The organism is Streptomyces sp. R-74717 (assembly GCF_047305335.1).
GTDB classification, from domain to species: Bacteria; Actinomycetota; Actinomycetes; order Streptomycetales; family Streptomycetaceae; genus Streptomyces; species Streptomyces atratus.
Genome location: NZ_CP102361.1, coordinates 10,054,874 through 10,073,972 on the forward strand (window position 1 = coordinate 10,054,874; position 19,099 = coordinate 10,073,972).

The 19,099-nt window shown below is 67.2% G+C and carries 16 protein-coding genes and 5 pseudogenes; 13 read left to right on the forward strand and 8 right to left on the reverse strand.

The annotated features are described in order from the left end of the window. Window positions 1-38 precede the first annotated feature (38 nt). Window positions 39-1,469 (forward strand): group II intron reverse transcriptase/maturase, encoded by a 1,431-nt coding sequence (gene ltrA / locus NRF20_RS45970; protein WP_413754478.1) that lies wholly within the window; start codon window positions 39-41, stop codon window positions 1,467-1,469. Between the two features lie 280 nt (window positions 1,470-1,749). Further along, complete coding sequence (locus tag NRF20_RS45975) at window positions 1,750-2,394, forward strand: SMI1/KNR4 family protein (RefSeq protein WP_398634417.1); 645 nt, start codon at window positions 1,750-1,752, stop codon at window positions 2,392-2,394. Window positions 2,395-2,728: 334 nt separating this feature from the next. Here NRF20_RS45975 and NRF20_RS45980 read toward each other — a convergent pair. Beyond that, window positions 2,729-3,043: pseudogene (locus tag NRF20_RS45980) on the reverse strand (transposase); the annotation flags it as partial. A gap of 145 nt (window positions 3,044-3,188) precedes the next feature. Between NRF20_RS45980 and NRF20_RS45985 the strand changes: the two are divergent. The 4 genes and pseudogenes from NRF20_RS45985 to NRF20_RS46000 all read left to right on the forward strand — a co-directional run. Beyond that, window positions 3,189-3,584 (forward strand): annotated as a pseudogene (locus NRF20_RS45985) (DUF4158 domain-containing protein); the annotation flags it as partial. Window positions 3,585-4,617: 1,033 nt separating this feature from the next. Beyond that, a pseudogene (locus tag NRF20_RS45990) lies at window positions 4,618-5,070 on the forward strand (Tn3 family transposase); the annotation flags it as partial. A gap of 109 nt (window positions 5,071-5,179) precedes the next feature. Beyond that, window positions 5,180-5,757, forward strand: a pseudogene (locus NRF20_RS45995) (Tn3 family transposase). 407 nt (window positions 5,758-6,164) lie between these two features. Continuing rightward, window positions 6,165-7,223 (forward strand): IS630 family transposase, encoded by a 1,059-nt coding sequence (locus NRF20_RS46000; protein ID WP_413754502.1) that lies wholly within the window; start codon window positions 6,165-6,167, stop codon window positions 7,221-7,223. A 191-nt stretch (window positions 7,224-7,414) separates the two neighbouring features. On the opposite strand, the gene NRF20_RS46005 is transcribed toward NRF20_RS46000, so the two are convergent. Continuing rightward, window positions 7,415-8,002, reverse strand: a complete 588-nt coding sequence (locus NRF20_RS46005; RefSeq protein WP_398634416.1) for a TetR/AcrR family transcriptional regulator — start codon at window positions 8,000-8,002, stop codon at window positions 7,415-7,417. A gap of 69 nt (window positions 8,003-8,071) precedes the next feature. Between NRF20_RS46005 and NRF20_RS46010 the strand changes: the two genes are divergently transcribed. Further along, a complete protein-coding gene (locus NRF20_RS46010) occupies window positions 8,072-8,965 on the forward strand; it encodes an NADP-dependent oxidoreductase (protein ID WP_398634415.1) in 894 nt (297 codons plus the stop codon). 180 nt (window positions 8,966-9,145) lie between these two features. On the opposite strand, the gene NRF20_RS46015 is transcribed toward NRF20_RS46010, so the two are convergent. Then, complete coding sequence (locus NRF20_RS46015) at window positions 9,146-9,403, reverse strand: transposase (RefSeq protein WP_398634414.1); 258 nt, start codon at window positions 9,401-9,403, stop codon at window positions 9,146-9,148. Between the two features lie 200 nt (window positions 9,404-9,603). Between NRF20_RS46015 and NRF20_RS46020 the strand changes: the two genes are divergently transcribed. Genes NRF20_RS46020 through NRF20_RS46035 form a run of 4 tightly spaced genes read left to right on the forward strand, consistent with a single transcriptional unit; the run spans window position 9,604 to window position 12,631 of the window. Continuing rightward, the gene (locus NRF20_RS46020) at window positions 9,604-10,086 is read left to right on the forward strand and encodes a DUF4158 domain-containing protein (RefSeq protein ID WP_398634413.1); all 483 of its coding nucleotides are present in this window, start codon (window positions 9,604-9,606) and stop codon (window positions 10,084-10,086) included. After that, complete coding sequence (locus NRF20_RS46025) at window positions 10,050-10,739, forward strand: hypothetical protein (protein ID WP_413754479.1); 690 nt, start codon at window positions 10,050-10,052, stop codon at window positions 10,737-10,739. Before NRF20_RS46020 ends, NRF20_RS46025 begins: the two co-directional genes overlap by 37 nt. Further along, window positions 10,724-11,461, forward strand: a complete 738-nt coding sequence (locus NRF20_RS46030; RefSeq protein WP_398634411.1) for a hypothetical protein — start codon at window positions 10,724-10,726, stop codon at window positions 11,459-11,461. Before NRF20_RS46025 ends, NRF20_RS46030 begins: the two co-directional genes overlap by 16 nt. 48 nt (window positions 11,462-11,509) lie before the next feature. Continuing rightward, on the forward strand, window positions 11,510-12,631 hold the full coding sequence (locus NRF20_RS46035; RefSeq protein WP_413754480.1) for a transposase: 1,122 nt from the start codon (window positions 11,510-11,512) through the stop codon (window positions 12,629-12,631). Between the two features lie 72 nt (window positions 12,632-12,703). Here NRF20_RS46035 and NRF20_RS46040 read toward each other — a convergent pair whose 3' ends face one another. Further along, window positions 12,704-14,041, reverse strand: coding sequence for an MFS transporter (locus NRF20_RS46040; RefSeq protein ID WP_398634409.1), 1,338 nt, complete (start codon window positions 14,039-14,041; stop codon window positions 12,704-12,706). Next, window positions 14,038-14,703 (reverse strand): ArsR/SmtB family transcription factor, encoded by a 666-nt coding sequence (locus NRF20_RS46045; RefSeq protein ID WP_398634408.1) that lies wholly within the window; start codon window positions 14,701-14,703, stop codon window positions 14,038-14,040. Before NRF20_RS46045 ends, NRF20_RS46040 begins: the two co-directional genes overlap by 4 nt. Window positions 14,704-14,935: 232 nt before the next feature. Here NRF20_RS46045 and NRF20_RS46050 point away from each other — a divergent pair, with 232 nt between their 5' ends. Together NRF20_RS46050 and NRF20_RS46055 are read left to right on the forward strand one after the other, a co-directional pair. After that, a complete protein-coding gene (locus NRF20_RS46050; RefSeq protein WP_398634407.1) occupies window positions 14,936-15,496 on the forward strand; it encodes a recombinase family protein in 561 nt (186 codons plus the stop codon). Window positions 15,497-15,903: 407 nt separating this feature from the next. Then, window positions 15,904-16,716 (forward strand): hypothetical protein, encoded by an 813-nt coding sequence (locus NRF20_RS46055; protein WP_398634406.1) that lies wholly within the window; start codon window positions 15,904-15,906, stop codon window positions 16,714-16,716. A 35-nt stretch (window positions 16,717-16,751) separates the two neighbouring features. On the opposite strand, the gene NRF20_RS46060 is transcribed toward NRF20_RS46055, so the two are convergent. From NRF20_RS46060 to NRF20_RS46070, 3 genes and pseudogenes are all read right to left on the reverse strand, one after another. Further along, the gene (locus NRF20_RS46060; RefSeq protein WP_413754481.1) at window positions 16,752-16,907 is read right to left on the reverse strand and encodes a hypothetical protein; all 156 of its coding nucleotides are present in this window, start codon (window positions 16,905-16,907) and stop codon (window positions 16,752-16,754) included. A gap of 110 nt (window positions 16,908-17,017) precedes the next feature. Next, on the reverse strand, window positions 17,018-17,800 hold the full coding sequence (locus tag NRF20_RS46065; protein ID WP_398634405.1) for a hypothetical protein: 783 nt from the start codon (window positions 17,798-17,800) through the stop codon (window positions 17,018-17,020). 790 nt (window positions 17,801-18,590) lie between these two features. Then, window positions 18,591-19,082: pseudogene (locus tag NRF20_RS46070) on the reverse strand (ISAzo13 family transposase); the annotation flags it as partial. Window positions 19,083-19,099: the final 17 nt, after the last annotated feature.

Sequence of the window (19,099 nt, forward strand, 5' to 3'; positions counted from 1 at the left end):
TCAGTGGCCGAAGTACTGGAATGTCGGGAGGGTCGCCGGTGAATACCGACGAGCTGGAGCGCGCCTTGTATGAGGCGGAGCGCCAGGTACTGAAGATCCAGACCAAGCTGCACCGTTGGGCTCGTGATGATCCTCATCGCAGGTTCGACGACCTGTTCAATCTCGTTGCCGATCCCGGCTTCCTGCTGGTGGCCTGGGATCGGGTGCGGGGTAACAAGGGTGCACGCACGGCCGGGGTGGACGGACGCACGGCGTCGTCCATCGCGCTGTGGGTCGGAGTCGAGGAGTTCCTCGACGCGCTGCGGTCGCAGATCAAGGACCGCAGTTTCCAGCCCAGGCCGGTGCGGGAACGGATGATCCCCAAGGCGGGCGGCAAGCTCCGCCGACTGGGGATCGCGACGATCACCGACCGGGTGGTGCAGGCATCCTTGAAGCTGGTGCTGGAGCCGATCTTCGAGGCGGATTTCCTCCCGTGTTCCTACGGGTTCCGCCCGAACCGCCGGGCTCACGACGCGGTGGCAGAGGTGCGTCTGCTCACGTCCAAGAAGTACGAGTGGATCGTGGAAGGCGACATCAAAGCCTGCTTCGACGAGATCTCACACACCGCTCTCATGGAGCGGGTGCGGGCACGCGTCGGGGACAAACGCGTCCTGGCCCTGGTGAAGGCGTTCCTCAAAGCGGGCATCCTCAGCGAGGACGGCCTGCTGCGGGACAACGACACCGGCACCCCGCAGGGCTCGATCCTCTCGCCGTTGCTCAGCAACGTCGCCCTCTCGGTCCTGGACGAGCACATCGCCCAAGCCTCGGGAGGCGCCGGAACTGATCTCAACGAGCGCCGCAGGCGTCGACGCCGAGGTCTCCCCAACTACCGGCTAGTCCGGTACGCGGACGACTGGTGCCTGATGGTCCACGGCACCAAGGCAGACGCCGAAACGCTACGCGAAGAGATCGCGGGAGTCCTCACCACGATGGGCCTGCGCCAGTCGCCGGAGAAGACTCTGATCACCCACATCGAGCAGGGCCTGGACTTCCTCGGCTGGCACATCCAGCGCCACCGAAAGCCAGGGACCAACCGGTACTACGTCTACACCTACCCGGCCAAGAAGGCCCTGCGGGCCGTCATGGCCAAGGTCAAGACACTGTGCCGTGAGGTCGGCACGAACCAGCCGCTCGACGCCCTGCTCGCCCGGATCAACCCGGCGGTGCGGGGCTGGTGCGCCTACTTCCGGCCCGGGGTGTCTTTCGCGACCTTCTCCTACCTGCGCAACTACATGTGGCACACGGTGTGGAGATGGGTACAGCGCAAGCACCCCAAGACGGGTCGGAGGAAGATCTTCCGCCGCTACTGCGGCCGTGGATCATGGTGGACCGGGGAGACCCGGGAGCTGTTCAACCCGATCACGGTAGGCACCACTCGCTACCGCTACCGGGGCCTGACGATTCCCACTCCTTGGGATGCCACGGGATGAGAGCAACCACCACGAAGCCCTCGGGGCTTGTGGAGAGCCGGGTGCGGTGCCAAGTCGCATGCCCGGTTTGGGAAGCGGCTCCGGGGAAACGGGCCGGTCGAAAGATCGGAACCGCGCCCCGGGCCGACTTCACCAACACTGTTCCGCGTAGACATCTCGCTGAGAAAACGTCAGTGACAGGTATCGCGCCCAGGTGACAGCTATCTCGCCCAGTCACAGCACGGCCACAGTCTGGGTGTTCCCCGGAGGTTGTCAGCACCAGGTGGCAGGATGCCGTGCCATGACAGCACCGATCAGTGAGTCGTGGACGCGAATCGAGAACTGGCTGGCCGAGCACGCCCCGGCGTCCTACGCCGCGCTGGCGCCGCCCGCGGATCCGGCGGACATCGCCGCAGCCGAACGCGTCATCGGCCGGCCACTGCTGAAGCCCTTGGCGATGTCACTGTTGCGGCACGACGGTCTCCTCGACCAGCGATTCTCGCTGCTGCCAGGGTTCTACAGACTGATGAGTGCACGCGAGATAGCGGATGAGTGGCAACTCTTCACCCGCTTCTACGACAAGCGTACGGCGGACGAGGAAGGAGAGGAGGTGGACTACGACTTCATGAAGATCGGGGCCAGCCACGTCCTGTACGGACATCCGCAGTTGATCCCCATCGCGCGGGACGTCGGCGGGGGTTACCTCGTACTGGACCACCGTCCCGAGATCGACCGGGGGCGCGTCCACGAAGCCGAGGCCACGGAAGGCATTATGCGTGGATCACACGAGAAGTGGACGTCCCTGCCGGTGCTCATGGAGACGATCGCCACGTCTCTCGAGACTAACCAGCCCCTCAACGACTACATGCCCGTAGTGGACGAGGAGCAGAGGCTGTACTGGGACTTCATACCGCTGCGCAGTGACCGGACTTTGCATCGGTCATGACACAGCAGCGGATAGTGAGGTCGGTGGAGCTGCTTCGGGGCGAGTGATCACGGCCCCGTAAGCTTCTGGTGAGTCGGGCAGTCTGTGGACTGCCCTTTACCTGACTTTGGCATATTTGGGTCAGTTCGGTCTGTCGAGAGTGAGGCCGGTCCCGGCGAGGAATCCGCCGAGGATGGTGTGCCGGTACTGCAGTGCTTTGAGTCGCCTGCGGAGCAGGGTCTCCAGCTCGCTGAGGGTGCGGGCGGCCAGGTTGGCCAGGCTCCGCTTGATATGCGTCCACAGGCCCTCGACCGGGTTGAGCGCGGGGGGCCTTGACCCCGGATCTTGAACACGTCTATGCGGTTCGGGTCAGGGTAGTTGATGTTGAGTGGAAGGTGTTCTCGTAAGCGATCGGGGATCGCTGGCCGAGCCGGGAATGCCGGCGTCGGGTGTTGTAGCGGGACAGCCATCGGAAGGCGTCGAGTCGGGCCTCACGCTCGCTCGACCAGCCCTTTCGCCCCTTCAACGTCTCCTTTTTGAAGGTCGCGTTGAACGATTCCGCGGCGGCGTTGTCCGCGCTGCTGCCCACTGCGCTCATGCTCTGGCGGACGCCGGCCCGGCGGCAGGCGTCGGCGAAGGCATGGCTCGTGTACTGGGCCCCGTGATCGGCCCCGGTGTCCTAACTCAGACACCAGCCGCAAAGTAGGTCACGGACAGCTGGGCGTGCCCCGTTTCCCTGTCCTGGGCACCGTCGTTGGTCTGATCGAGTGATCGAGTGATCGAGTGATCGAGTGATCGAGGCCAAAGGGGCGGGCGTGCGGCAAGAGTGGTCGCCAGAGGAGCTGTTGGCGAACTGGACGCTGGTAGACGGCGACTGGGACCTAGTGGCGAACAAGAGCGGGGCGACCCGGCTCGGGTTCAGCCTGTTGCTGAAGTTCTTCGAGCTTGAGGGCCGGTTCCCCGATGCGCTGGAAGAGGTCCCGCCGGCCGCGGTGGAGTACGTCGCCGATCTGGTGAAGGTCCCGGCCACCGACTTCGCGAAGTACACGCTGGTCGGCCGGACTGTCGAGTACCACCGCAAGCAGATCCGGGAGGCCCTGAGGTTTCGACCGTCGACGGTCGCGGATGAGAAGGTGCTGGCTGAGTGGCTGGCCGTGGAGGTCTGTCCGGTCGAGCTGGTGGGGGACCGGCAGCGCGAGGCCCTGCTGGTGGAGTGCCGAGCCCGGAAGATCGAGCCGCCGGGCCCAACCCGGGCCGAGAAGGTACTCGTCGCGGCGCGGGGCAAGTGGGAGAAGACGTTCTGCGCCCGCACCATCGGTCGCCTGGGCGAGGCGGGCACGGCCCGGCTACTGTCCCTGGTGGCCGAGGACAACGAGGCGGGCACTGCCCTGCTGGCCGCGCTCAAGCGCGACCCGGGCGCGGTCGGCCTGGACTCCCTACTGACGGAGATCACCAAGCTCAATGACGTGCGCAAGCTGGGACTGCCCGACGGGCTGTTCGCGGACTGTTCGGAGAAGCTGGTGGCCGCGTGGCGGGCACGGGCGATCAAGATGTACCCCTCGGACTTCCGCGACACGGCACAGGACGTACGGGTCACCCTGCTTGCCGCGCTGTGCTCCTCGCGGCAGGCGGAGATCACCGACGCCCTGGTCGGCCTGCTGGTCGCCCTGGTCCACAAGATCAACGCCCGTGCCGAGCTGCGGGTGGAGAAGCAGCTCACCGCCGAGTTGAAGAAGGTCCGCGGCAAGGAGGGCATCCTCTTCAAGCTGGCGACGGCCGCCGTCGACGAGCCCGACGAAGTTGTACGCCGGGCCCTGTTCCCGGTGGTCGGGGAGAAGACGCTCCGCGAGCCGGTCGCCGAGGCGAACGCAAACGAGAAGGTCTTCAAGGCCAAGGTCCGCACCACGCTGCGCTCCTCCTACAGCTCGTACTACCGGCAGATGCCGCCGCTGCTGAACACGCTGGGCTTCAAGTGCAACAACACCGCCTACCGGCCGGTGATGGACGCCATGAAGCTGCTGAAGAAGTACGCCGACGTCGACGGCAAGACCCGCTTCTACGACGCCACGGACGCCGTGCCGATGGACGGCGTGGTGCGCAAGGACTGGCGCGAGGCAGTCGTCGACGACAAGGGCAAGGTCGAGCGCATCCCGTACGAGCTGTGCGTCCTGGTCGCGCTGCGGGACGCGGTCCGCCGCCGCGAGATCTATCGGCGTGCTGGTCCTCTTCGCGCTGGGTACGAACATGGGCATCCGGGCGATCGTGGCGACTGGCGAGCATGGCGAGAGCGAGGCCGCGCTGCGGCACGTGCGCCGGCACTTCGTCACCGTCGACAACCTGCGGGCCGCCGTGACGAAGCTGGTGAACGCCACCTTCGCCGCCCGCGACACCGCATGGTGGGGCCGGGGAAACGCGTGCGCGTCGGACTCCAAGAAGTTCGGGTCCTGGTCCTCGAACTTCATGACCGAGTACCACGCCCGCTACGGTGGCAACGGCGTGATGATCGACCGGCACGTCGAGCGGAAGAACGTCTGCATCTACTCCCAGCTCAAGAGCTGTTCGTCGTCCGAGGTCGCGGCGATGATCGAGGGCCTGCTGCGGCACTGCACGGATGCCGAGATTGAGTCCAACTACGTCGACACGCACGGCGCGAGCGTCGTCGGGTTCGCGTTTACCGAGCTGCTCAACTTCCGTCTACTGCCGAGGCTGAAGAACATCGGCAGCATCCGCCTGTACCGCCCTGACGACGCCGCCCGGCTGGTCTACGCTCGGTGCCTCGCTGACGCGGCCGATCCGCTGGGAGCTGATCGAGCAGCAGTACGACCAGATGGTCAAGTACGCCACCGCGCTCCGGCTCGGCACTGCGGAGGCCGAGCAGGTGCTGCGGCGCTTCACCCGCGGCGGCCCCAAGCACCCCACCTACCAGGCCCTCGAAGAACTCGGCCGCGCGGTCCGCACGGTCTTCGCGTGCGACTACCTGGCAAGCCCCGGTCTGCGGCGCGAAATCCACGGCGGACTCCAGGTCGTGGAGAACTGGAACAGCGCCAACACCTGCTCCACTACGGCAAGGACGGCGCCCTGACCGGTCCGGACAAGGAGCACGCCGAGACCTCGATGCTTGCGCTCCACCTACTCCAGTCCGCGCTCGTCCACGTCAACACCCTGCTAGTGCAGCAGGTCCTGGCCGAACTGGCCTGGGCAAAGAAGCTGAGCGACGAGGACCGGCGCGGCCTGACCGCGCTGTTCTGGTCGAACATCAACCCGTATGGCGCGTTCCGGCTGGAGATGGACAAGCGGCTCGACCTCGGCATGCCGGTCACCGTTCCTCGACCTCGTACACCTGCGGACACCACCGTGCAACCCGCGGCGGAGACGACGCCGTGAGCCATCCCAGAAGCCGGGCCTGTGTCTGTTCAGCGCCCCCGCGCCTACGTCGACGAGGCCGGGGTCGGCCATGACGTCCTGCACCTGTACGCCGCCGGGCACACCCGTTCCGGCATGCGATGGACGCGTGGAACTGGCCTGATGGGCTGGACCCGTGGGACCTCGTTGACATCGCCGAGGACGGGCAGGCCGTGGTGGACCTGGCCCGTTCGAGGAGCAGGCGCCAGCGGAGAGCAGCTTTCCAAGGCTGAGCGGAGCGCAACGGATTGCCGTCGGAGCTAGTGGCTTGTCACGCAGCCTTCGGCGGGTAATCGACCTGTTGCTCGTGACCCAGCAGACTGTCTCCAAGACTGATCTTGGAGGTGGTTGTGGGACGTCGACCGAGTGTGTTCGTCCGGCCGGTGAGCATGGAGGAGGGCCGGAAGCTGCAGCGGATCAGCCGGACCGCGAAGGACCCGGTGAAACTCCGCCGGGCGATCGTGGTGCTGATGTCCGCCCAGGGCCAGACGGTCAAGGACATCACCGTGCTGATGCAGGTCAGCGAGGACTACGTACGTGACGTCATCCACGCCTTCAACGAGCAGGGGCTGGATGCGCTGGACCCAAAATGGAGCGGGGGACGCCCAAGGACGATCAGTGACAAGGTGCGCGAGCACATCTGCCTGATCGCCCGGACGTCCCCCGCCGACTGGAAGATCACCGCGTTCTCCACCTGGAGCCTGAGCAAGCTCGCCGACCACCTCATCAAGCAGAAGGTGACAGCGGCCATCAGCAGGGAGACCCTGCGCCGGATCCTTCGCGCCGGCAAGATTTCCTGGAAGACCACCACCACGTGGAAGGCGTCCACCGACCCGGAGTTCATCGCCAAGATGCACCGCATCCTGGAGCTGTACGACACCCCGCCTGCCGACGGACGGGTGATATGCGTCGACGAGTTCGGACCGCTGAACCTGATGCCCCGCAAGGGCAAGGCGTGGGGCCCGGTGAGGCGTCCGCGCAGGCTGCGAGCCACCTACAACCGCTACGGCGGCGTGATGCACATGCTCGCCGCCCTCGATCTGGCCACCGGCAAGCTGTACTACCGCATCCGAAAGCGCAAGCGGTGGCGCGAGTTCCTCGGCCTCCTCAAGGCCCTGCGAGCCCGCTGGCCCGGGGAGAAGCTGTACGTGGTGCTGGACAACTTCTCCCCGCACAAGCACGCCGAGGTGCGGACCTGGGCCGCTGACAACGACGTCGAGCTGGTCTTCCTGCCGACCTACGGGTCCTGGCTGAACTGGATCGAGTCCGAGTTTGCGGCCCTGCGCTACTTCGCACTCAACGGCACCGACCACCGCAGCCACGACGAGCAGAACGCCGCCATCGCCTCCTACGTCCGCTGGCACAACGCCAACGCCGAGCCGAAGACGGCCTTCGCACCCGACTCACCGATCAGATCCTGGACCGAATACCCGGCGAAGGCTGCGTGACAAGCCACTAGTCCACGGCCAAGCGCGCCGACCGCGGTGTCTCGGAAGTCAAGACCGTCCCGACGGCAAGCTGAAGCTCCTCACCCGGGACAACGTGAACCAGTTGCTCGAGCGGATGGAAGTTGAATCCCAGCGTTCGGCGACTTGTCTCAGCTCGCCCCGGCACCTGTCCTACCTGGAGGAACAGTTCCTCACGTACGTCGAGAAGGGCAGGTGGCCTCCCAGGCTGCCTCGATCATCCAAAAGATCTCGTCCACCGCGGCCTCCGGTTCGGCCGCTTCACGGGCCAGCGAATAGGCGTCGATCACGAACCTTGCGATCGTCCGGCTCGCCGTTGCGGTCTGCGACAGTTCGGGATCGGCGGCTATGGCCGTTGCCAGCGTCTCCGCGTGGCGCAGCCTCATCGACTCCTCGTACTTCCGCAGGGCGGGTGATTCGTCGATCATGCGCCAGATCGGGGCGGCGCTGTCCGCCGTGCAATGTCGCACCAGGGCCTGGATCTCGCTGCGCAGCGCGGGGATGAGCGGCTCGTGCGGCGCCCGGCCGGTGACCGCCTGCGTGAGGCGTTGCTCGAAGTCTTCGTCCTGCTCGAAGACCAAGGCCTCTTTGGAGGCGAAGTGGGAGAAGAGTGTGGTGACGGCCACGTCGGCCTCAGCGGCCACTTCACGGATACCCACCGCGTCGTACCCGCGTTCCAGGAAGAGCCGCAGGGCGGTGTCAGCGATCTTCTGGCGGGTCGCGGCTTTCTTACGCTCACGGCGCCCGGACGGCACGGTCATGCGCTAACACTATCAAGTGCGAAGCCGGAACAGCTCCAAAATGCTAACCGTTAGTGATACGGTCGCCGCATGAAGAAAGTGAGCTTCGCCGAGTTCGGCGGTCCGGACGTTCTGCACCTCATAGATGCCGAGGAGCCCCACGCGGGCCCTGGCCAGGTACGCATCGCCGTGCGGGCGGCGGGCGTGAACCCCGTCGACTGGAGGGTCCGTGAAGGCCAGATCCTGAAGGCCCATCCGATCGAGTTGCCCGCTGGAGTCGGACTGGACGCCGCCGGGGTGGTGGACGAGGTCGGCGAGAGCGTCGAAGGTGTCGAGGTCGGCGACCACGTGTTCGGCGAAGGCTCCAGCACCTATGCCGAGTTCGCCGTGCTGTCGGCCTGGGCCCGTATGCCCGAGGGGCTGACGTTCGAAGAGGCCGCCGGATACCCCTCCGTGGTGGAGACCGCGCTGCGCATCATCCGCGAGGTCGGTGTGCAGCCTGGACAGACGCTGCTGGTCAGCGGTGCGTCCGGGGGAGTCGGATCGGCAGTGCTGCAGATCGCCCACGACCGCGGCATCACGGTGATCGGCACCGCCGGGGCCGCGAACCAGGACTATCTCCGGGGCCTGGGTGCCCTCGCCACCACGTACGGCGAGGGCTGGGTCGAGCGGGTGCGGCAGCTCGGCCATGTCGACGCAGCCCTCGATCTGGCCGGCTCGGGCGTGATCCGCGAGCTCGTTGAGCTGACCGGGGACCCGCAGCAGGTGATCTCCATCGCCGATCTCGATGCGCCGGAGCTCGGTGTCCGGTTCTCCGGTGTGGCCGGGAGCGTGCCGGATGCGCTCGCCGAGGCCGCCGCCCTCATCTCGCGGGGAAAGCTCCACATCCCGGTCGAGAGGTCGTACACGCTCGCCAAGGCCGCGGCCGCGCACATCGACAGCCAGGCCGGTCACACACGCGGGCGCCGGGTTGTGGTCGTCTGAGCCGGTTCCTGCACAGTTGCACGGCCCGGCAAGCTGACCTTGGCGGTGGCGAGTGGCGGTGGTGAGCGCGCTGCCCGTCGCCGAGTCCGCCGGGCAGGGATGGCTGTAGGTCTTCGAGCTGGTGCTCACAGCATGGGGTGCCGGTAAGAACCGTGTCACCGATCCTGCTGGCTTACTCGGTCACGCGGTGAGGGAGAGGTCGAGGCGGGCCAGGTAGCTGACGCGGGTGCGGTCGAGCGGGTGGCCGTTCCACCAGGCATCGAGGCGAATGAGGTTGAGTGCAACGGCGGAGAAGACGTGCTCCAGGCGGGTCTTCTGGAGACCGAGATAGCGGGCACGTCTTATCCCGGTGACCGCGACGGCCTGGTGGATGGTTCCCTCGATACCCGCGCGGGTTCCGTACTTGGCTCGCCACCGCTCGTCGCATCGACATTCCACACCCCACCCGCGACCGGGAACGCCAAGACGGCCACTGCTGTTCTGACCAACGAGCCGCCAGACCCGCCGGGCACGGAATAAGCCAGCAGGATCGTCACCAGCCGCAAACGGCGGTGATCTTGCGAGGGCGTCACTCGTGTGGGTGAGTCCGAGGCCGTACGGCTGCGGCGGGTGAAGCTCTGCGAGGACGATCGGCGATCGTGGCCCGTACTCCGCTGGACCTGGATGAACTCGTCGAGCACTGGACGTTGCTGAAGGACGAGCAGGCGCTCGTGTCTGGCAAGCGCGGTGCGACGCGACTGGGCTTCGCCGTGCTGCTGAAGTTCTATACGCAGTACGGCCGGTTTCCCCGGGGCCGGGCTGAGCTGCCTGGTGAGGCCGTGGAGTTCGTCGCTCGGCAGATGCAGGTTCCCGCCTCGGAGCTGGGTTTCTATGACTGGACGGGCCGTACGGTCGAGTACCACCGCGCGCAGATCCGGGAGCACCTCGGTTTCCGTGAGTGCAGCGTCGCGGACGCGGAGAAGCTGACGGCGTATCTGGCCGAGCACATCGCGGACAAGGAACGCAGGCCTGAGCAGGTCCGGGTGGAACTGTTGGCCCGCTGTCGCGAGGAGAGCATTGAGCCGCCTGCCGGTGCGACCGCATCGTGGGGGCCGCTCTGCGGGCGGCCGCGGAGTCGCTGACGGCCCTGATCTCCTCCCGGCTGACCGTGGAGAGCATCGAGCGGATCGTGGCTCTGGTGGCCGGCGCCGACCAGGACGACGCCGGACCCGCGGGCGGCGGTACGGAGGGCGAGGACGCGCCGCCGGTACTGGCGAAGATCAGGGAAGCGCCGGGCAACGTGAGCCTGGAGACGATGCTCACCGAGATCGACAAGCTCCTGGCGTTGCGGGCGATCGGCCTGCCACCGGATCTGTTCATCGACGTCGCGCCGAAGGTCGTAGCCGCCTGGCGGGCGCGGGACGCGGTGGAATCGCCGTCCCACCTGCGGACGCACCCGGTACTGCCGCGGGTGAGCTTGCTGGCCGCTCTGCTGCACGAGCGGGAACGGGAGATCACCGACACGCTGGTGGAGCTGCTGATCTCCACGGTGCACCGGATCGGGGCGCGGGCGGAGAGGAAGGTCACCGAGCAGCTCATCAACGCGTTCAAGAAGGTATCGGGCAAGGAGAACATCCTCTTCAAGCTCGCCGAGGCGTCGCTCGGCGCCCCGGAGGGGACGGTCCGCCAGGTCGTGTTCCCGGCGGTGTCCGGGGCGAGGCGACGCTGCGGGAGCTGGTGCACGAGTTCAAGACCCGCGGGCCGGTCTACCGTCGGACGGTGCAGACGACGCTGAAGGCGTCCTACACCAACCACTACCGGCGCGGGCTGATCAGGCTGCTGGACGTGCTGGAGTTCCGTTCCTCCAACCATGCTCACCGGCCGGTGATCGAGGCCCTGGCGCTGGTGGCGAGGTATGCGAACGCGGGGAACACGACGTACTACCCGCTGGGCGAGACGGTCCCGGTGCACAAGGCGATGGGTGGGGACTGGGCGGAGGTCGTGCACCGCGCCGACAAGCGGGGCCGGCGCCGGGTGGCGCGCATGGTCTACGAGGTCGTGGCCTTCCAGGCCCTGCGCGATCAGCTCAAGTGCAAGGAGATCTGGGTGGTCGGCGCCGACAAGTGGCGCAACCCGGATGAGGACCTGCCGCAGGACTTCGAGGCCCGGCGGGAGGATAACTACCGGGAGCTGCGTAAACCGCTGGACGCCGCGGTGTTCGTCGACGAGCTGCGCGAGCAGATGACCACCGAGCTGACCCTGCTGAACGACCGGATGCCGAAGCTGTCCTGGCTGGACATCGCCGAGCGGAAGTCCGGGGCGATCCGGCTCACGGCGGCCGAGGCCCAGCCCGAGCCGCGCAACCTGCGCAGGATCAAGACCGAGATACAGCGCCGTTGGGGCGTCGTGCCGCTCGTCGACATGCTGAAGGAAGCGGTGCTGCGCACCGGCTGCCTGGACGCGGTCACCTCCGTCTCCGGCGGCGGCAGCCTCTCGCCGGAGGTACTGGCCGAGTGACTGCTGCTGGTCATCTACGCGTACGGCACGAACACCGGGATCAAGGCCGTGTCATCCGGCAGCCACGGCCACACCGAGGACGAACTGCGGTACGTGCGGCGCCGGTATCTGTCCGCCGACGCCGCCCGCGCCATCGCCATCCAGAACGCGAATGCCACCTTCTCCGCCCGCAGCACCGAGCTGTGGGGCCAGGGCTCGACCGCAGTCGCCTCCGACTCCACCCACGTGCGCGCCTACGACCAGAACCTGTTCACCGAGTGGCACTCGCGCTACGGCGGCCGCGGGGTGCTCATCTACTGGCATGTGGAGAAGAAGTCCCTGGCCATTCACTCCCAGCTGATTAACTGCACCGCGTCCGAGGTCGCCGCGGTGATCGAGGGCGCCATGCGACACGGCACCACCATGGACGTGGAAGCGAACTACACGGACTCGCATGGCCAGTCGGAAATCGGGTTCGGCATCACGAGACTGCTGAACTTCGACCTCCTGCCCAGGATCAAGCGGATCAACAAGGTCAAGCTGTACCGGCTGGTGGCCGGCGAACCGGACGCCTACCCGCAGCTGACCCCGGCACTGACCCGCCCGATCCGCTGGGGGCTCATCGCCCAGCAGTACGACCAGATGATCAAGTACGTCACGGCGATCCGTACCCGCACCGCGTCCACCGAGGCGATCCTGCGGCGCTTCACCTGCAGCGCCTCCCACCCCACCTACGCGGCGATGCTGGAGGTTGGCCGCGCCCAGAAGACCATCTTCGTGGTCCGTTACCTGCGGCTACGGGACCTCCAGCGGGAGATCGAGGAGGGCCTGAACGTCATGGAGTCCTCCAACGGCGCCAACTCCGTGATCGCCTACGGCAAGGGCGGAGAGATCGCCTCGAATAGGCGCGACGAGCAGGAGATGTTCGTTCTGTGCCTGCGCATCCTGCAATCGGCCCTGGTCTACGTGAACACCCTCATGCTCCAGGGCATCCTGGCCGAACCGGAGTGGGACAGCCTCCTCACGCCTGCCGATCGGCGTGGCCTGACCCCGCTGTTCTGGTCGCACGTGCGTCCGTACGGGGAGGTCAACCTCGACATGGACACCCGCCTCGACCTTGATGCGGTCAAACTTCCGGGTCCCCGAGTTCCTACGGAAGACGCCGACCAGCAGTCATCTGAGCGTGCGTGAAGCGTGGGCGAGGTCAGAAGGAGCGGTGGGAGGGAGAAGGAAGCCAGATGGTCCACCTCCCTCCCGTAAACGTCATGTCGCTACATTCGCACTGCCGTGTGAGGCATCTTCCTTGGAATGCGGTTTCAGGACGCCCCGCCCACGCGTACGGTCTATCTCGCGCCATTCCGGCCGCAGTCCAGCCAGATTCGTGGTGAGGAAGTACGCGGCGCCGCAGGTGAGCAGCACCGGCACGAGTCCGACAGCGGTCACCGCGGCCCCGGCGAGCAGCCCGCCGAGAGGGATACCGGCCCAGGCCAGCGAGTCACCGAGCGCGTTGACCCGGCCCAGCATCCGGCGCGGGACCCGCTCGACGAGGACGGCCCCCAGTACTGGGTTGACGAAGCCGGCGCCGAATCCGCTGACCGCGAAGACGGCCAGTACCACCCCCAATGGGGCATCGAAGGCGAGGATCAGGAACCTCGGTGCCCCGGCCAGCAGGAACCCGGTGAGAACCACCACCCGCCGCCGCAGCCGGTGGGCGACCACCGCGGCGATCAGGCTCCCGCCGACCGCTGCGGCCCCCATTACGCTGCCCATCAGGCCGATCGCGGTCGGCCCGTTGCCGAACTCCCTGGCCCAGACGGGTACGAGCACCGAGGTGAACGCCGCGTCCAGCAGGTTGGTGATGCCGACCATGACGATGACGGTGAGCAGCAGCGGCTCGCCGCGCAGGAAGGTGAAGCCCTCGCCGAACCGCCGCCAGTAGCCCGGTCCCGTCTCCCCGGCTGGCGAGGGGGCTTCCTCGGCCGCGTGCCCCATGCCGCGAGGCAGCGCGAGTTTGATGATCACCGATCCGAGGGCGAAGCAGCCCGCGTTGACGGCGAGCCCCGTCAGGGGACCGAGCAGCGCCACCAGGGATCCGCCGATCGCCAGGCCGACGGTAGAGGCGAGCCGCTCGATCACGCCGGATAGACCGGTGGCCCGCTCCAGCGGCACCCGGCTGCGCTCGGCCGCCTCCGGGACCATCACTTCCTTGGCCAGGTCGCCGGGTCCCCGGGCCGCGCCGATCAGCGCGACCAGAACCAGCAGAAGGGGAAAGGAGAGCAGGTCCAGGGCGTGGAGCAGGGGAACCGCGGCGGCGGCGGTCGCGCTGGCCAGATCGGTGGTCCAGGAAACGGCCCGCGGGCCGATCCGGTCCACCAGCGGTCCGGTGAACGCCTTGACCACCACGTAGGGAGTCATCTCGCAGAAGGCGACCAGTCCGGTCTGGGTGGCGCTGCCGGTTGTGACGAGGACGAACCAGGGCAGTGCCACAACGGAGATCCGCGTGCCGGTCAGCGACACGGCCATGGCCGCCAGCACCCCGCCCAGCGGCCGTAAGGACCTCTTGCCGGGTATGCCGCCGGCCTCCGAGGCGTCGTCGGTCATGACGTCGGGCTTCCTTCCTCTTCCTGAGGGCGGGAAGGGAGCGACGACGCGGCAGGCGCATCCAGTTCGGGCAGGATCTGCGTGATCACGGCGACCCGTTCGGCTCCCTCGGGGGCACTTGCCGCCGTTTCCGGCGCGTCTCGCCGGTAGCGCGCGATGACTTCCGTCAACTCCCGGTACAGGGTGGCGGCTTCCTCGGGCGTGAGCCGCAAGGCCCAGTCGCTCATGTCGAAGGTGTTCCGCCATGCGCGGGGCATCGTCTGAAGCTCGTTCAGGGTCTGCTGCGTGTGCAGGGTGTAGATGGCGGCGACGGACTGCTGGTAGGCCAGTGCGGCCTCGGGCTCCCGCTCGGCCAGCTCCGGATCGTTGAACCAGGTAGTCCGGTGCACCGACCGCCACCAGCGCTCTCGCGCGTTGCCGCGTTCGGTGTCCTCCTCGACGAAACCAGCCGCGCCGAGCTGTCGGAGGTGGTAGCTGGCCGTACCGGAATTCACGCCCAGCCGCTCCGCGAGGCGGGTGGCCGTCGACGGGCCGTACTTCCGCAGCAGCCCGACCAACTGCACGCGCACCGGATGCGCCAGGGCACGCAGCCCCTTGGCATCCAGGACAACCGAGTCCTCTTCAACGTTCAGGCCATCCGGCCTCTCCACTGCATCAGCCATGCGACACACGGTAGTCCGCAAAGGGTTCTTCGCAAAGAGGTCTTCGCGAAGAACCCTTTGCGGTTCAGGTCGCTTGCGAGGTGCCGCTGCTCATTTATCGACCGATTGATGGGCAGGATCGGTAAGCGAGGGCTCGCGGCCGGATCGGCACCGGATCATGCCCATAAAACGGTGTCAGAAAGTCGATGTGCTCAAGAACTTGAAGAGCACCGTTTTCTGTACGATCTGGTGGGTGCAGCCACCCCAGGACGACGACACCGCCGATCTCCTCGCCCCCGTTCCGGCCGTACGGACCGGTGGCCTTGTGGGATACGCACGCGTGTCCACCAAGGGACAGTTGCTCAACCGGCAGGTCCACGCGCTCACCGAAGCAGGGTGCATCCGGATCTTCGCCGACAAGAAGTCCGGCAAGAACGCCGAGCGCGAGGAGCTGTGGAAGGCCCTCGACTTCCTCCGCGAGGGCGACACCCTCATCGTCCCGTCGCTGGACCGGCTGTGGTCGCCCTCCCACACCGAGTTGCGGTGCGTCGCCGGCCGCTGCCCGAAGACGTCATGCGCGCGCCGCGCCGCTTCCCCGCTCTTGAGACCGGCCCGCTCACCGCGGGTCAGGTCCCGGCGGATCGCCCGGTGCAACGTGGAGAGCGACGGCACCGCGGGCGCGTCCGGATCGTCGGCCGCCCGCTGCACCAGCTCGGCGTGGACCCGGGAGGCGTTACCGCCCCACAGCGCCAGCAGCCGCCGGACTTCCGTGGTGACCGTGAAATGGGACGACTCCACCCGGGCGAGGCGGTGATCCTCCCGGGCAGCGGCCAGCCAACGCCACACTGTCCGCTCCGACTTCCCTAACGCCCTTGCCACCAGGCGTACATGCGCGGCCGTCAGCTCTCCACGCCCGTCGAGGTCCAGCAGCCGGGGCATCGCCGCCGCCCGCCCCGACGCCGGCGGGAACACGGCCATCGGACCGTCTTGCCGATGCTCGCCACGGCTTCCCGGCATGTGCGGCCCCTCTCCGCCGAGTACTGGACAGCACGGCCTGCCGTCCTGGTCCCAGGTATCCCAGCCCTTCGGCACCCAACTGACCGGAATCGGCATACGACTGACACAAACCATCGCCATCCGGTACAGCCGTGCCCGCGTACGGGTTGGCGATCTGCTGGACGGCCTTCTGCGGGCGTCGTAGAGCTGACGGGTGCACTCCGGATGACCGGTTCGAGGACCGGCCTCGGCCACCGCGCCCGCCAGGCCCACCCCACGCCCAGCTCGGCGAGTGCCGTGCACCGCCCGGTGATGGACGTCGCCGGGGTGCCGCACGAGCTGATCGACTGGACCGCGCGGCGCGGGGAGCAGATCGCCGCCTGCCCGGAGGCGTTGGAGTACGAGTACGTCACCGCCGTCGATGGCGAGGGAAAGCCGCGGTTCCTGCCCGTGGTCTCCGAGCGGGCCCGTGCCAAGCTGAACCGGGGCGCCGCCCTCAAGACGCGCCCGCCGAAGCAGAAGGCCCGGCCGCTCGCGCGGCTGCGCGCCTGGTGGAAGGCGAGCGCGATCCTCATCTCCGGGGTGGCACTCGACGTCATCGAGTCGCTCCTCAAGCGCGCCCGCGCCGCAGCCCGAGCGATCCGATCCCGGGTTGTGGCGATGGTCGACATAGCGCTGGCGGCCGTCGACGTGACCGGGATGGTGTTCGTGATGAACGGCGGCGGCCGGTTTCATCGCCGGCACCTGCTCGCTGAAGCCCGCCGTCACCTCGCCCTCGCCCTCGTCCTGCGCGGCCGCCGCCGCGATCCCGGCCTGGACGAGCGGATCGTGGACGCCGCGATTGCCGTGTACTGCCTGGACATCAACGAGCCGAAGACGCTCCGCGGCCGGATGTCGCCCTACCGCCTCTGCACCGCCCGGTGGGCCCTGCCCGACCTCGTACCCGCCCGGCGCCCGCTGACCGTTTCGTGCCCGACCCGGACCGGCATTCCCCGGCCGACCCCCGGCGCCCGGGCCGCGCACCGGCCCCCGGACTAGGAGTGGGGGAGTGGGAGATCCCGCGTCCCACTGCGCTACGACCGTGCCGTCCTCGCCAGCGCGGTCGTACGGGGGTGATGCCGGAGGTGGCCCACCGCTGCTCCAGTTCGGCCATGACGGCGTGGGCGGTTTCCTTGTCGGCGGCGGACGACGAGGTCGGGCTCGTCGATGTGCTGGGCGTCGATCTTCATGTTGCTCCTGACGCGGCCGTCGCCCGGCCGGGTTCGCCGGCGCCGTGCACGCCATCCGTACGAGCGACATGAGGCCCCGCCGTCCTGACAGTCGCTGGGGCGTGAGCTGTTCAGCTGGGAGGAGTCGAAGGCAGCCCCTGGGTGGGAGAGGCCCTCTCGTCCACCTTGCCTGTTTCGGCGTCGACATACACCGGGTACACATCGTCCCCGGCGTGGACAGATACGGCCCATTGTGCTCGCCACTCGCCTTCGCGCCGGATCGCCAGGAGGTTGCCCGGACCCGTCTCGGCTCCACGCGAGTACTTGGACGCCGTGGCGAGGGCCTGCTTCTCGTCCACTCGGCGAGGGGGCAGAGTCACCGAACCTTCTGCGTGGCGGGTGAGCAGCTGAGAGACCCGTCCTGCCCTGTTGATCTGTACATCCAGACGCATGGGCATGAGCACTCCGTCGATCCGGCTGCGCCAGCTGACCATCCAGCCGAACTCCGCCTCGTCGCCGACGGGGAAAGCCTTCACATGAGAGTCTTCCAGTCCCCACGGGAACCGTTCCTTCGCGTACCTCTTTGCTATCCGAAGCGCGTCGTCGGCGTTCTTGGGGGCTGACGCTGATCCTGTCACGGGGAAGCTGCCGGGACCGGGCTTGCTTGAACTTTCCAGACTGACCGTGAGCTGTTCCTTGTCCGGCCAGCTCAGTTCGGCGAACCCTGTCTCCAGGGTGATCAACAGCATGTCGGAGGCGCCATTCTGCCCGGACTGCAGCTGCACGTTCGCGATCTCGAAGTGGTCGTCGAAGGCGGTCGCGAGTACCTGCCGCGCCTGCGTCTTCTCGTCCCCGCCTGCGATCTGCAGGCTGGTCGAGTCCAGGACAAGCGGTGTGATCCACGCTTTCCGCACCACGGCAAATGCGAGGAAGCCGGCCCCAAAGCGCCTGCGTCCTCGCGCTCTACGGCATCACGTGATCGCTATGAACCTGATGATCCGGATACACGCCGGGGCCCAGCCACCTGGGTGAGCTCTCGTGCAACACGCGCCATCTGCGGTTAGTAGAGATTCGGTACTGATAGACACTGACAGAGAAGTGCCGCTCCTCCGATAGAGATGTGACCAAGGTGATTGAAGTGTGGTGCATCGCATTCTGTTAGTGGTGTGGTCACTCCCAACTCCTGGTGAAAGGATTTTCTGGTGGAACAAAGATCAATGCGTAGGCCCCGGTTGAACGCCCTCACCATGGTTTCGGCGGGCACACTTGCTGTAGTTCTCAACGTCCTCCCGACCACCAACGCCATCGCCGATGCGATCCAGAGGTCGGATCCCGGTATGAGCCGGGTGGCTCTGGGCCCGACTGGAGCGCCTCATAGCGGGGACAAATGCGGCTGGGACGAGGGCAGCTATTACTGTCGAGGCCCGCATAGCCCCGCAGTAGTGGTGCCAGGTCCGGAGACCGTTCTTAGCGCAGGGCAAACGGTTCGCCTTACGGTAAATTGCCCGGTTGGCACAACGGTTGTGGGGGGCGGAGTGAACCAGGACGACATTCCCAACAGCTTCGTGTACGCGAGCCTACCTAATGCTGGAGCCACATCCTGGACCGTTGCGTTGAAGAACATCTCCAACGTCGGTAGTGATACGCTCACGCCCTATGCCGTGTGCCTGCCATTGCGTTAGCTTGAAGTTAAGGGCTTGCAGATCATAAACACGTCGTCTTGATCTTGTTGCTGGGCTCGCTGGTTTGGGCGAGGACCCTGGCCTGGAGGGCCGCGAAGACGACGGGTGGTGTCGTCACGGGTGGGATGACGATGCCGTGTGCCTCGATCAGTTTCCTGTTCTTCAGGAGGGTGCGGTGCATCGCGGTCCGGCTGCTGCTGAACAGTACGGCGAGAGGTTCTGCGGCCAGGGCGACCCGCAGATGGAGCACGGTAGCCAGGACCTGTTCGGTGAAGGTGAGCCGGGGCGGGCGGCCGCGCCGGGCATCGTCGTCAGGGGCCAAATGTTCTGCGAGCGCGTCCAGTTGTTGGCGGGACATCCCGGTCAGGGCGGGATCGGACAGCAGGGCCTGATCCCACTGCGGGGCCGGCTCCTGCGGAGCCCGGGCCGCCGGGACGGCAGGGCGTGGCTGCGGGTGCAGGGCATAGTTCCAGTCGCCGTGAAATGCGTGCCGGGTCAGCGGCAGGGCCGCCATGGCCGATGCGGCCTCAG

What these genes read in the sequence shown, in the direction of transcription:
- NRF20_RS46040 (WP_398634409.1), bottom strand. Translation starts at nt 14,041, where the DNA reads ATGACCGACGACGCCTCGGAGGCCGGCGGCATACCCGGCAAGAGGTCC.
- NRF20_RS46055 (WP_398634406.1), top strand. Translation starts at nt 15,904, where the DNA reads ATGACCGGTTCGAGGACCGGCCTCGGCCACCGCGCCCGCCAGGCCCAC.
- NRF20_RS46010 (WP_398634415.1), top strand. Translation starts at nt 8,072, where the DNA reads ATGAAGAAAGTGAGCTTCGCCGAGTTCGGCGGTCCGGACGTTCTGCAC.
- NRF20_RS46000 (WP_413754502.1), top strand. Translation starts at nt 6,165, where the DNA reads ATGGAGGAGGGCCGGAAGCTGCAGCGGATCAGCCGGACCGCGAAGGAC.
- NRF20_RS46045 (WP_398634408.1), bottom strand. Translation starts at nt 14,703, where the DNA reads ATGGCTGATGCAGTGGAGAGGCCGGATGGCCTGAACGTTGAAGAGGAC.
- NRF20_RS45975 (WP_398634417.1), top strand. Translation starts at nt 1,750, where the DNA reads ATGACAGCACCGATCAGTGAGTCGTGGACGCGAATCGAGAACTGGCTG.
- NRF20_RS46060 (WP_413754481.1), bottom strand. Translation starts at nt 16,907, where the DNA reads ATGAAGATCGACGCCCAGCACATCGACGAGCCCGACCTCGTCGTCCGC.
- NRF20_RS46005 (WP_398634416.1), bottom strand. Translation starts at nt 8,002, where the DNA reads ATGACCGTGCCGTCCGGGCGCCGTGAGCGTAAGAAAGCCGCGACCCGC.